The sequence below is a fragment of the Vibrio sp. vnigr-6D03 genome, assembly GCF_002835515.1.
GTDB lineage: Bacteria > Pseudomonadota > Gammaproteobacteria > Enterobacterales > Vibrionaceae > Vibrio > Vibrio penaeicida.
The window spans coordinates 21,316-34,428 of the sequence record NZ_PIZL01000011.1 but is presented as its reverse complement, the minus strand read 5'-3'; the positions used below and the strand labels follow the sequence as shown (position 1 = coordinate 34,428).

General features: G+C 43.3%; 12 protein-coding genes and 2 tRNA genes. 3 read left to right on the top strand and 11 right to left on the bottom strand.

The window, feature by feature from the left end; translation table 11 throughout:
* Positions 1 to 7: 7 nt before the first annotated feature.
* Positions 8 to 92, top strand: a tRNA-Tyr gene (locus tag CW749_RS08010).
* A gap of 101 nt (positions 93 to 193) precedes the next feature.
* Positions 194 to 278: transfer RNA gene (locus CW749_RS08005), tRNA-Tyr, on the top strand.
* Positions 279 to 339: 61 nt separating this feature from the next.
* Here CW749_RS08005 and CW749_RS08000 read toward each other — a convergent pair.
* The 7 genes from CW749_RS08000 to CW749_RS07970 all read right to left on the bottom strand — a co-directional run bounded on the left by CW749_RS08000 (position 340) and on the right by CW749_RS07970 (position 7,928).
* Positions 340 to 1,278, bottom strand: a complete 939-nt coding sequence (locus tag CW749_RS08000; protein ID WP_101111503.1) for a glutathione S-transferase family protein — start codon at positions 1,276 to 1,278, stop codon at positions 340 to 342.
* Between the two features lie 252 nt (positions 1,279 to 1,530).
* Positions 1,531 to 2,046: a hypothetical protein gene (locus tag CW749_RS07995; RefSeq protein ID WP_101111507.1), complete on the bottom strand. Its 516-nt coding sequence runs from the start codon at positions 2,044 to 2,046 to the stop codon at positions 1,531 to 1,533.
* A gap of 291 nt (positions 2,047 to 2,337) precedes the next feature.
* Positions 2,338 to 3,327: a murein tripeptide/oligopeptide ABC transporter ATP binding protein OppF gene (gene oppF, locus CW749_RS07990; protein WP_237322366.1), complete on the bottom strand. Its 990-nt coding sequence runs from the start codon at positions 3,325 to 3,327 to the stop codon at positions 2,338 to 2,340.
* Positions 3,324 to 4,295: an ABC transporter ATP-binding protein gene (locus CW749_RS07985; RefSeq protein ID WP_233448342.1), complete on the bottom strand. Its 972-nt coding sequence runs from the start codon at positions 4,293 to 4,295 to the stop codon at positions 3,324 to 3,326. Before CW749_RS07985 ends, oppF begins: the two co-directional genes overlap by 4 nt.
* Before the next feature lie 56 nt (positions 4,296 to 4,351).
* On the bottom strand, positions 4,352 to 5,254 hold the full coding sequence (oppC, locus tag CW749_RS07980) for an oligopeptide ABC transporter permease OppC (protein WP_101111500.1): 903 nt from the start codon (positions 5,252 to 5,254) through the stop codon (positions 4,352 to 4,354).
* A 15-nt stretch (positions 5,255 to 5,269) separates the two neighbouring features.
* Entirely contained in the window at positions 5,270 to 6,190 is a 921-nt protein-coding gene (oppB, locus tag CW749_RS07975; RefSeq protein WP_101111499.1) for an oligopeptide ABC transporter permease OppB, read from the bottom strand.
* Positions 6,191 to 6,293: 103 nt separating this feature from the next.
* On the bottom strand, positions 6,294 to 7,928 hold the full coding sequence (locus CW749_RS07970) for an ABC transporter substrate-binding protein (RefSeq protein WP_101111498.1): 1,635 nt from the start codon (positions 7,926 to 7,928) through the stop codon (positions 6,294 to 6,296).
* A gap of 685 nt (positions 7,929 to 8,613) precedes the next feature.
* Here CW749_RS07970 and CW749_RS07965 point away from each other — a divergent pair.
* A complete protein-coding gene (locus CW749_RS07965) occupies positions 8,614 to 11,154 on the top strand; it encodes a glycosyl hydrolase family 18 protein (protein WP_101111497.1) in 2,541 nt (846 codons plus the stop codon).
* A gap of 255 nt (positions 11,155 to 11,409) precedes the next feature.
* Here the strand turns inward: CW749_RS07965 and moaE are convergent, their stop codons facing one another.
* The 4 genes from moaE to moaB are packed head-to-tail and all read right to left on the bottom strand — an operon-like array spanning position 11,410 to position 13,113.
* Positions 11,410 to 11,865, bottom strand: a complete 456-nt coding sequence (gene moaE / locus CW749_RS07960; protein WP_101111496.1) for a molybdopterin synthase catalytic subunit MoaE — start codon at positions 11,863 to 11,865, stop codon at positions 11,410 to 11,412.
* 3 nt (positions 11,866 to 11,868) lie between these two features.
* Entirely contained in the window at positions 11,869 to 12,114 is a 246-nt protein-coding gene (gene moaD / locus CW749_RS07955) for a molybdopterin synthase sulfur carrier subunit (RefSeq protein ID WP_101111495.1), read from the bottom strand.
* A complete protein-coding gene (gene moaC / locus CW749_RS07950; RefSeq protein ID WP_101111494.1) occupies positions 12,114 to 12,590 on the bottom strand; it encodes a cyclic pyranopterin monophosphate synthase MoaC in 477 nt (158 codons plus the stop codon). The genes moaD and moaC overlap by 1 nt, the downstream gene beginning before the upstream one ends.
* 10 nt (positions 12,591 to 12,600) lie before the next feature.
* Positions 12,601 to 13,113, bottom strand: coding sequence for a molybdenum cofactor biosynthesis protein B (gene moaB / locus CW749_RS07945; protein WP_101111493.1), 513 nt, complete (start codon positions 13,111 to 13,113; stop codon positions 12,601 to 12,603).

The following is a 13,113-nucleotide window of genomic DNA, read 5'->3' as shown; positions in this document are numbered from 1 at the left end:
ACACCCTGGAGGGGTTCCCGAGTGGCCAAAGGGAGCAGACTGTAAATCTGCCGGCACTGCCTTCGATGGTTCGAATCCGTCCCCCTCCACCATATTTAATCTGTTGTTTATTCCTTTTAAACATCAGACAGCTTGATCGATGCGTTGGGAAATCATCTTTTAAGTTTGCTCTTAGAAGCATAAAAAACACCCTGGAGGGGTTCCCGAGTGGCCAAAGGGAGCAGACTGTAAATCTGCCGGCACTGCCTTCGATGGTTCGAATCCGTCCCCCTCCACCATATAAAATAAAAAACCAGCTCATTGAGCTGGTTTTTTATTACCTGAATCTTGAGTATTTCTCTAATCTCTGCCGTGAGGGCTATCCAAATCCAATGTAGGTCCTTTTGGTACCACTTGAGTTGGGTTAATCCCGGTATGGCTGAAGTAATAATGCCTTTTTATGTGTTCAAAATTAGTGGTTTCTTTAACACCGTCAACTTGATACAGCTCTTTCAAATACCCTTGAATATTTGGGTAATCCGCGATGCGTTTCTTATTACATTTGAAATGCCCTACGTATACCGCATCGAAACGAACCAGTGTGGTAAACAAGCGCCAGTCAGCTTCTGTAATCTGAGAACCCGCTAAATAGCGTTGAGAGGCTAACTGCTCTTCAACAGTATCCAACGCATCAAATAGCTGATCATACGCTTCTTCATAAGCTTCTTGCGTTGTTGCAAAGCCACAGCGATAAACACCATTGTTGATGTTTGGATAAACAAATTCGTTCCACTTCTCTATTTCTTTACGAAGCGACTCAGGGTAATAGTCGTCATTATTACCTGTTAGTGTATTAAACTCGCTGTTAAACATTCTGATAATTTCAGAAGATTCATTGCTAACAATGGTTTTGGTTTTCTTATCCCAAAGTACAGGGACAGTCACTCTTCCCGTATAGTCATTTTTAGCTTGCGTGTACACTTGATGCATTCGAGTAAAACTGAACAACTCTTCTGGCTGATCAAACTGCCAACCTTCAGAAAGCATATCAGCACTCACTACGGATACCGAGATGTGTTCCTCTAAGCCTTTAAGCTTTCGAAAAACTAACGTTCGATGCGCCCAAGGACAAGCTAACGAGACGTATAGGTGATAACGTCCCGACTCGGGCTGAAATTCGGCATTTGGTTTGTCTTCGATCCAATGGCGAAAACCCGCGTCTTCGCGAACAAATTTTCCATTGCTTGCTTTTGTGTCATACCAAACATCATGCCAAACGCCTTCAACTAACTTACCCATGTTTTTGTCCTTCTCTGACGGTTTTCATTTTTGAACATAGTCAACTCAACACAAAAGTCATTTATCAAAACCTTTAGGGTCTGGTTGATTAGGGGTTTAGTTTACGTATGCCTGATGTAGAAACGACCACTGTGTACCGTTCAACTTCATCGAAATATTTGAATAAGCAGCCGTACAACTTCAAAAATAGGGACTACAAATAAGGGCCGACAAAAAGTCAGCCCTTAGATATTTTGTTGACCGCAGATACATTTAATCTGGGATTGGAGAGCCAATACTCGAGCAATCGGCAATGAACTCGGCTTTAGGGTGGCGATTCAAAATGTCTTCAACTCGGTGTGCTTGATCGCGCTCAACATCGATAACAATAACCACGTCGCCATCATCAAGGTGTTGATTAAACAAACTCATAAAGTAATTGTCGAACGAACCACCAGTCATCTTCACGATAACAGTTGTAGTAATGGCGATGATGCAAATCAACGCAAACGGAACAAAACTGGAAGAAGCAAACAAGTTGGTGAAGAACGTTAGAAAAAGGATAAGGACGCCAGCGGCGACCGCTCCAGCTATCAAGGCCTTTTGTGTGCCTGAAATGATATGAGCCGTCTCAAGGGATGCACCACCATGCAAGTGATGAGTGTTAATCCCATTATCATCCCGACTTAATACATAGAAATGGTGATCATCAATTCCATTTGCGTGTACTTCATCAGAGATTTCTTCTGCATCGTCTAAATCTTTAGTGATGTAATACAGTCTTTTCATATGAGCCTCCAGCGCACTGAATAAAGCGTATTCATGCTTAACTAATAGTACATTCTTACTCTCAAATAAACTTTTGTAAAACATTTTATTTACATCTTGTTTACATTTGAATATTGATGCAACGAATAATACGTAATTTTTTAGTCTGGAATACACGCTTTGAGATTGAAATATCGGACAAATTTAGGCTGTAAGAAGAGGAAGAGTTGGATAAAAAGAAGGCTAATATTTTTTGCACAAAAAAAGCGCGGTCCACAAAGGCACCGCGCTTAAGCCTGTCACAGGCTGAATTTAGTTAACCATAAAACAAGAAACGGCATGTACGTCGTCTCCCGTAATTTCAGGCTTTTTCTGCGAACATGCTTCCGTCGCTTCAGGGCAACGCGTACGGAAGACACAACCTGAAGGTGGGTTCATTGGAGAAGGTAGATCGCCCTCAAGCATATCTATCTTCTTCACACGTTCGAGCTCTGGATCAGGGATAGGTACCGCAGACATCAGTGCACGCGTATATGGATGCTTTGGTTCCGCAAACAACGCTTTAGATTCACCAAGCTCAACGGCATTACCCAGGTACATAACCAACACACGGTCAGAGATGTGCTTAACAACAGAAAGGTCGTGGGCAATGAAAACCAAACTTAACCCAAGCTCTTTCTGCAGCTCTTTCAACAAGTTAACAACCTGTGCCTGAATGGAAACATCGAGTGCTGATACAGGCTCATCACAAATGATCATTCTAGGGCGAAGAATTAGTGCACGAGCAATACCGATACGCTGACACTGACCGCCGGAAAATTCGTGCGGGTAGCGGTTGATTACGTTCGGTAGCAGACCCACTTTCGTCATCATTTCGCGAACACGCTCTTTGACTTCATTCGCTGATAGCTCTGGATAAAATGTTTCCAGTGGCTCAGCAATGATGTCTCCAATTGTCATACGCGGGTTCAATGACGCCAAGGGATCCTGGAATATCATTTGGATTTCTTTACGCGTATTACGTCGCTGAACGTTTTGCATTTTGGTTAAGTCTTGCCCTAACCATACCACCTCACCCTCGGTCGCTTCGACTAAGCCTATCACGGCACGAGCAAAGGTGGATTTGCCACAACCCGATTCCCCTACCACACCGAGCGTTTCACCTTCATAAAGGCGAATGTTAACGCCATCAACAGCTTTCAGAGGAGTAGGCTTTGTCCAAGGCCATGCAGACTTGGGGGCAATGCTAAAGTGAACTTTTAAATCTTTAACATCAAGCAATAGCTTTTTTTCATCACTCATCGCTTCCAAGCCTCCCAATCAGAAAAACATGCTCTTTGACGTCCATCGCCAAAGTTAACCAGTTCAGGTGCATCAGTCATACACTTATCTGTCACACGATGACAGCGCTCTTGGTATGGGCAGCCTGGAGGCAAGCGAAGCAAGTTAGGTGGGTTTCCTGGAATCGTTGGCAAAATTTCGCCTTCGGTATCCAAACGCGGAATGGCTTTTAACAAGCCTTCAGCATAAGGATGACTAGGATTATAAAAGATTTCATTTACTGAACCGTACTCCATGGTACGACCCGCATACATGACAAGAACTTTGTCGCACGAGCCTGCTACTACGCCCAAATCATGAGTAATCATAATGATAGCGGTGTTGAATTCGCTCTTAAGCTCATTCAATAGGTCCATGATTTGAGCCTGAACCGTTACATCTAATGCTGTAGTAGGTTCATCTGCAATCAATAGTTTCGGACGACACAATAGCGCCATTGCGATCATAACGCGCTGTCGCATACCGCCCGAAAACTCATGTGGGTACATGGTGATACGCTTACGAGCTTCAGGGATTTTAACGGCTTCTAACATGCGAACAGACTCTTCGAATGCTTCCGCTTTACCCATGCCCTTGTGCAGCATCAACACTTCCATCAACTGATCGCTGACTTTCATGTATGGATTGAGTGATGTCATAGGGTCTTGAAAGATCATCGCTATCTGTTCTGCTCGAACGCGATTAAGTTCGCTTTCAGGCAAATTCAGAATTTCGCGACCTTCAAATTTTGCACTACCAGAGATAATGCCGTTTTTAGCAAGAAGCCCCATGATGGCGAATACAGTTTGGGATTTACCCGAGCCAGACTCGCCTACGATACCAAGGGTTTCCCCTTGGCTCAGAGTAAAATTAAGATCATTGACTGCGGTGACGATACCATCTTGCGTGGTAAATTCGACTCGCAGATCTTTAACATCTAACAAGCTCATCATTGCTTTCCTGTGTAATTTTTTAATTGCTCTAAAAGGATCCGATAATTATTTTTTTATCTATCTTTTGGATCCAGTGCGTCACGCAGGCCGTCACCGACATAGTTGAAGCAAAATAGAGTCACAACCATAAATGCGGCTGGGAACGCTAGCTGCCAAATAGCTACTTCCATTGTTTGTGAACCTTCCTGAAGCAACGCGCCCCAGCTCGTCATCGGCTCTTGTACACCAAGACCTAAGAACGATAGGAAAGATTCAGTTAGGATCATACTCGGGATAAGCAGGGTTGAATAAACCGCTACAATACCCAGTACGTTAGGCACGATATGACGAGTAATGATCTTCCAATTACTTACACCACATACATGTGCCGCTTCGATAAATTCTTTACTACGAAGACTAAGCGTTTGACCACGTACAATACGCGCCATGTCTAGCCATGCAATTGCACCAATCGCAACGAAGATAAGTACAATGTTACGACCGAAGAAGGTAACCAATACAATAACCAAGAACATAAATGGTACTGCGTACAGGATTTCTAGGATACGCATCATGATACGGTCAGTTTTACCGCCGATAAAACCTGAAGCTGCACCGTAAAGTGTACCAATCGTCACCGCGACCAATGCACCTAGTACACCTACCATCAGTGAGATTCGACCACCAATCAGTGTACGTACATATATATCGCGACCTAGGCTATCTGTACCAAACCAGTGTTCCGCATTTGGGCCAACGTGCATCGCATACCAATCGGTATCGTCGTAGGTAAAAGGAGCAAACATTGGCAGGAATATTACTGCCATTGTCATAACAAATAGGATAGCTAAGCTCACCATCGCCGCTTTGTTTCGCATAAAGCGGATTCTGGCGTCTTGCCATAAACTGCGACCTTCAACTTCTAAGTCCTTAGAGAACTTTTCAATCGCATCAAGATTTTCTTTTTTAGTCAACATATCAATCCGGTCCCTTTAGTAGCGAATTTTCGGGTCAATCATAGCTAGCAAAATATCAACAATTGCGTTGAATAGGATGAATAAGAAACCAATTAAGATGGTTACACCCATTACTAGCGAGTAGTCGCGGTTGAATGCTGCGTTTACGAATAGCTTACCAATACCTGGTAGACCAAAAATAGTTTCGATAACAACGGAACCTGTAATGATACCTACGAAAGCAGGTCCCATGTATGACACTACTGGGAGGAGAGCTGGACGCAGAGCGTGTTTAACAACAATGTAGCGATAGCTCAAACCTTTCGCACGAGCTGTGCGGATAAAGTTACTGTTCAACGTTTCGATCATGCTACCTCGCGTGATACGAGCGAATGTAGCAACATAGAGGAGTGACATGCCTATAACTGGAAGAACCAAGTATTTTAAGCTGCCATCATGCCAACCACCAGCGGGGAAAAGGTTCCAATGCAGGGAAAATAGATAGATGAGCGCGGGAGCGAGCACAAAGGATGGCATTACAACACCAAGCATTGCCGTTGACATTATGGTGTAGTCCACCCAAGTATTCTGTTTGAGTGCTGCTATTGTGCCAACGGATACCCCCATAACCACGGTAAAGATAAAGGCGATAAAACCGACTTTAGCAGATACAGGTAATGCACCGTAAATCAACTCATTAACCGAGTAATCTAGGTATTTGAATGAAGGACCAAAATCACCTTGTACAACGTTAGTTAAGTACGTGGTGTATTGTTCAAGTACTGGTTTATCCAAACCATATTTCGCTTCAATATTCGCCATTACTTCTGGTGGTAATGGTTTCTCGCTTGAAAACGGGTTCCCTGGCGCAAAGCGCATTAGAAAGAAGGATACAGTAATCAACACCAACATCGTTGGAATCGCTTCGAATATCCGTTTCATAATGAATTTAAGCATAAACTCACTCTTTCAGTCTGTGACAATGAATAATAGAAAAGACGCTGCATGTGACTCTCACATGCAGTGTCCGTGTTATTTATAATTTTATCAGCGGAGGTGATTACTTCGCTTTGATGTAGAGATCTTTAGAGTAGATCTTCTCTTCTGCGTTGTTTGATGGGAAACCACCAACGTGAGGGTTTAGCAAACGTGCACGTACATATTGGTAAATTGGAGCAATCGGCATCTCTTTAGCAATCAGATCTTCTGCTTGCACATAAAGAGCTGTACGCTCAGCGTCTGAAGTAGAGTTAAGTGCTTTGTCGATCAAAGCATCGTATTCTTTATTACCCCAGTGCTGACCAGCAGTCGTGTTCTTGCTAACCATTAGAGTTAGGAATGAAGAAGCTTCGTTGTAGTCACCACACCAACCTGCGCGTGATACTTCGAAGTCACCCTGATCTTTAGTAGATAGGTAAGTTTTCCACTCTTGGTTTTCAAGTGTTACGTTTAGACCCAACGTTTTCTTCCACATTGAACCTAACGCTACCGCAATTTTCTTGTGGTTTTCGTTAGTGTTGTAAAGAAGAGTGAACTTAAGTGGGTTGCCTTTACCGAAACCAGCTTCTTCAAGAAGACGTGCTGCTTCTGCATTACGCTCTTTCTGAGACATTTTTGCGAACTCAGGTAACTCAGGGTTGAAACCAGCTGTGATTTCAGGAGTTAGGAAGTAAGCAGGTTTTTGACCTTGAGCCAAAATAGCGTCAGTTACGATGTTACGGTCGATAGCGTAAGAAATCGCTTTACGAACACGTACGTCATCAAATGGCTTCTTCTTCGTGTTGAACGAGTAGTAGTAAGTACACAAGCTGCCTTCTACAGAAACAGACTCTGGGTACTCTTTCTTAAGACGCTTAAAGTGTTCAACAGGAAGAGCTGAAGAAGTGAAGTCCAATTCACCAGATAGGAAACGGTTCATTTCCGCTACTTGGTTTTCAATAGGAAGGAACGTCACTTGGTCAAGAACGGTTTTCTCGTTGTCCCAGTAGCTTGGGTTACGCTTAAGAACCATACGCTCATTAAGAACCCATTTGTCTACAACAAATGCACCGTTACCAACGAAGTTTTCAGGTTTTGTCCACTGATCACCATGCTTTTCGATAGTGCCTCTGTGAACAGCCTTAGTTGTAGTGTGACCAGTCATCATAACAAAGTAAGGAACTGCAGTTTCCAGTTGAACCTCTAGAGTATGATCATCTAGCGCTTTAACACCCAATGTACTTTTGTCTTTTTTACCTGCAACGATATCTGCAGCGTTAACCATCTTGGTGTATTCCATGTACCAAGCATATGGAGAAGCGGTCGCTGGATCGACAGAACGCTGCCAGCTGTAAACGAAATCTTGTGCTGTCACAGGATCGCCGTTTGACCATTTAGCATCTTTACGTAGGTGGAAAACAAAAGTTTTGTTATCAGCAGTTTCCCAGTGTGTCGCTACACCTGGAATAGTGTTGCCATCAGCATCTTGGTTTACAAGACCTTCCAATAGATCACGAATTACGTGAGATTCTGGAACACCTTGTGATTTGTGCGGGTCGATAGTTGCTACTTCAGTACCGTTACCACGAACCAGTTCCTGAACCTTCGCTAATTTTGTGCCTGCTGGAACATCAGCAGCAAGAGAGGAGAACGAAGTGGCAGCCACTGCCATACCAGCACCTAGAAGAAGTGCTTGAGTGATTTTGTTCTTATACATGCATTAAACTCCAAGTTTTTTTGATTGCATCCATGACGTCTTCTTCAGTTGCCAGAACGGAGGGCATTTAGAAAAATTTAGCGCGAAAAAAGCGTACAGCGTTTTCTAAACCTAAAGAAGATTGCGCAACACACTACCAATCATTGAAGTAATTTGCCATAAAAATGTAGTAAAAAACCGTTTAATTTTTGGGATCACAGCATTTTTCAGACAATTACTCTGATAACTTTAAAAATAGTGGTTCAAACACACTCAGATAGCGCCTGAGTCAAACATAGGAACCAAGTTGTTCTAAAAATAAGCAATATTGCAGAATCTTATACTATATTTGAACAAAAATTTAACACTATATACAAATCAAGTCGATTAGCACCCCACAAAATGCCACAAGGTTTCAACATAAATGTGACAATAGTCACTCACATTTTCAGGAGTAGTGCAAAAATTCATAAGTGCAACACAAGCATGTCAGGTTTTATAAAAAATCGAGGCACCATCACTTTTTTTGTAACGCATAAGAAACTAATTTTTACTTTTTTTATGTCGATTCAAAAGCATTTTATTTTTCTTTGTCAAAACTTTGCCTCTCATAAACACTGGCTCGGATGGTTGCAATTATGACCATCGAATCTTTCGCCTCTGCATTTTTGAGGCAGTTATTTATACAAGGAATGAGAGAAATACAATGAGACATCTAAGCTTATGCGCTATTGGTGTTGGATTAGCACTATCAGGGTCTGTAATCGCTGCACCAGCAGTTCCGACTATTGATCTTGATGGTTCTAACAACCTGCAATTTTCAAAAATTCAATTAGAGATGCAATCCTTAAAAGGGTATCACCAAATGGTGAACTATAAGGATCTTGCAGACATCACCATTAAGTTTAATCAATGGTCTGGCGTGACAGGCGACACCTACAAAATTTTCTTTGACGGCATAGAAGTAAGTTCTGGTCCAATAGCTGGTAGTACGACAACAGCGAGTTTCCAATATGGTAAAGGCGGTCGTTACTCTCTAGAGATTGCAGCATGTGATGCGACGGGTTGTTCAAAATCAGCACCTAGCGAGATTGTCGTTGCTGATACCGACGGTGCACACTTAAAACCACTTCCAATGAACGTGGACCCTAACAACAAAACGTACGCTACCGATCCAAATACTGTTGTGGGTACTTATTTTGTTGAGTGGGGTATCTACGGTCGTGATTTCACCGTGGATAATATCCCAGTCGACAACCTGACACATATTCTTTATGGCTTCATCCCAATTTGTGGTCCAAATGATTCCTTGAAGAAAGACAACCCAAGCGGTCATGGAATGTTGCAAACGCTATGTACTGGCGTTAACAACTACGAAGTTGTTGTGCACGACCCATGGGCAGCGTTTATGAAAGGGTTTAGCCAAGCTGGTCACCAATACGCTGATCCTATTAAAGGAAACTACGCCATGTTGATGGCGCTTAAACAGCGTAACCCGGATCTAAAAATTGTTCCTTCTATCGGTGGCTGGACACTATCCGACCCATTCCATGGATTCACTGAGAAAGCAAACCGAGATATCTTCGTTGCGTCTGTTAAGAAATTCCTTAAAACATGGAAGTTCTACGATGGCGTTGATATCGACTGGGAATTCCCAGGTGGTGGCGGTCCAAACGGCAACCTAGGTGACCCTGTTAACGACGGCCCTGCGTACGTTGCACTGATGCAAGAATTGCGCACTATGCTTAACGCGCTAGAAGCAGAGACAGGTCGTACTTACGAGCTAACTTCTGCAATCGGTGTTGGTTACGACAAACTGGAAGACGTGGATTACGCAGCCGCAGTTCAACACATGGACTACATCTTTGCGATGACTTACGACTTCTACGGTGCGTGGAGCAACTCTCCAGGTCACCAGACAGCACTTAACTGTGGTAAGTTCATGCGCCCTGGTCAGTGTGACGGAACTGGTACAGATGCTGATGGCGTACCTTACAAAGGTCCTGCATACACGACTGACAATGCAATTCAAATCCTTCTAGCTCAAGGTGTTCCTGCAAACAAACTGGTTGTTGGTACAGCGATGTACGGTCGTGGTTGGGATGGTGTAATGCCTTCAACGCTTACAGACCCTACTGATCCAATGACAGGTACTGGTACTGGTGCATTAACTGGTACAGAAGCTCAAGGTGTATGGCAAGACGGTGTTATCGACTACAAAGGCATTAAGACACACATGCTTGGCGCTAACAAGCAAGGTGTAAATGGCTATGAGTACGGATACGACGAACTAGCTGAAGCTCCTTACGTATGGAACCGTTCAAACGGTAAACTCATCACATTTGATGATGACCGTTCTGTAAAAGCAAAAGGTGCTTACGTTCGTAGCCTAGGTCTTGCAGGTCTATTCTCTTGGGAAATCGATGCGGATAACGGCGACATCCTAAATGCTATGCACGAAGGTCTTGCGACTACCGTAGGTAACCGCACTCCAGTTGCAAAAGCAGGTGCTGATGTTTCTGTTGAAGGTCCAGCAAAAGTAACGCTTGATGCAAGTGCTTCTAAAGATCTTGATGGAACAATCGCAAGCTACGCTTGGACACAAGTATCGGGTCCAGCGGTCACTATCACTAGCGCAAATGCTGCGGTAGCTTCTGTTGATTTCGCAGATGTAACGGCTACTCAAACTTACGTGTTTGAAGTAACGGTAACAGATAACGAAGGCGCAGCAGCAACTGACCGTGTCGCTGTTACTGTAAGTGCTAAAGGCGTGAACAATGCTCCAGTTGCAGCAGTTTCGGCTCCTGCACAAGTAAGCGCTGGTGCTACAGTAGTGGTTGATGCAAGTGCTTCAACTGATGCTGACAATGACACTCTAACTTACACTTGGGATGTTCCAGCAGGTCTAAATGCGACAGTTCAAGGTTCAAAAGTAACCTTTACTGCTGCTAGCTACAATGTAGACACAACATTGAACTTCACTGTATCTGTAAGTGATGGCAAAGCGTCAAGCTCTGCTCAAGCTGCGGTTCTAGTTAAGAAGAACGTTGTAGACCCAACTTGTGATGTAACAGGTATTAACGTATACCCTAACTGGCCACAAGTAGATTGGGCAGGTAACCCTAACCACGCTAAGACTGGTGACCAATTGGTTCACAACGGTGTTATCTACAAAGCAAACTGGTACACAACTTCTGTACCAGGTTCAGACGGTAGCTGGTCTACTGTTTGTACTGTAGCTAAGTAACAAATAGCTAGGTAAACAACCATGAGCTTAAGTTCTGCATAAGCTCAAAATAAAAAGAAACCGGTCAGAGAAATCTCCACTGACCGGTTTCCTTATTTTTGAATACAGAACTCTTCTAGACAACATTCTTGAAGCTGAGTTTTTGAAGGGAAAACTTTTGAAAGCTGACTTTTATAAAGTTAGGTCTTTTGTAACGTTAAGTCGCTAACGTTAGTTAACCTATTACCGCCTATCAAACCATATCAAATCAGCGGACTATTTTTGTTCCCATCGGTTAGCTGCTAATGCATCAGACTCGCGAGATTCTACCCATCTAACTGAATCCGTAGTGCGTTCCTTTTTCCAAAATGGCGCTTTGGTTTTAAGGAAATCCATCACAAACTCACAAGCATCAAACGCATCACCACGGTGCGCACTGGAAACACCAACGAATACAATTTGATCACCAATATCTAGGTCCCCTACTCTGTGAATAACAGTCATCGCTTCAATGTTCCAACGCTGTTTGGCTTGCTCACAAATATCGAGTAGGGATTTTTCAGTCATCCCTGGGTAATGTTCGAGAGACAACCCAACAACATTGTCCCCTAGATTCATATCTCTCACTTTTCCAACAAACGTAACCACAGCGCCCGCCGAAGTGCCTGTTGCCAATCGTTCATATTCATCAGAAAGAGAGAAATCATTAACCTGAACAGATACATTTGCCATTTGTTACCCCCCTGTAACAGGCGGAAAAAATGCGACCTCATCACCATGTTTCAAAGGTGAATCTAATGGGCAAAGCGTCTGATTAATAGCGACGAGTAACTTACCGGCTTCCAGTGCCAATGCCCACTTATCACCTTTTTCCTCAAGGTAAGATCGCAGTGCTTCAGCCGTTTCAAACGTCGCGTCAAGTTCGAGTTCATCTACGCCAATTAACTCACGAGTTTGAGCAAAAAATAGAACTTTTATCATTAGTCCACCTTAAAATGACCAGACTTGCCACCCGTTTTTTCAAGTAACCTGACTTGGCTGATAACCATGTCTTTTTGAACCGCTTTACACATATCGTAGATGGTTAAAGCTGCAATGGAAGCCGCTGTTAACGCTTCCATTTCTACGCCAGTTTTTCCTGCCAGTTTACAAACAGATTCAATCCTAACTTTATTTTCCGATTCAATTGCTTCGAGCTGAACTTCAACTTTAGACAAAAGTAATGGGTGACAAAGTGGAATCAGATCCCATGTTTTCTTTGCTGCTTGAATACCAGCAATACGTGCCGTAGCAAACACATCGCCTTTATGGTGTGAGCCAGAAACAATCAATTGAAGTGTTTCTGGCGACATGTGGACGAAGGCTTCTGCGCGGGCTTCTCTAACTGTGTCATTTTTTGAAGACACATCAACCATGTTTGCCTCGCCGGAAGCATTAATATGGGTAAATTGATTCATGATGCTCCTCTTATTTACTGAGGTGAGGCATAAAATTACATGGACGATGGCTGGCATCCATTTGCTGCTTAATGATCTTTGTCCATGCTGTGCGGCATGCTCCAGTTGAGCCAGGCATTGCGAAAATCACCGTGTGATTAGCAAACCCTGCAATAGCGCGGGATTGAATGGTTGACGTACCTATCTCTTCATAAGAAACCGCACGGAACAGTTCACCAAACCCTTCGACTTGCTTATCGAATAATGGAACAAGCGCTTCAGGGGTACTATCGCGAGAAGTAAATCCTGTACCACCAGTAATCATTATCGCTTGAATCGTATCGTCAGCAATCCACTTTGAGACGACAGCACGGATTTGATACATATCGTCAATAACGATGCTTTTATCAGCAAGATTATGACCAGCTTCTTGCAAGTGCTCAGCCAAATAGCCACCAGAGGTATCATTCTCTTCCGTTCGGGTATCAGAAACCGTTAAAACAGCAATGTTTGCAGGTTCAAATTTACTTTCAGCGTGCCCCAT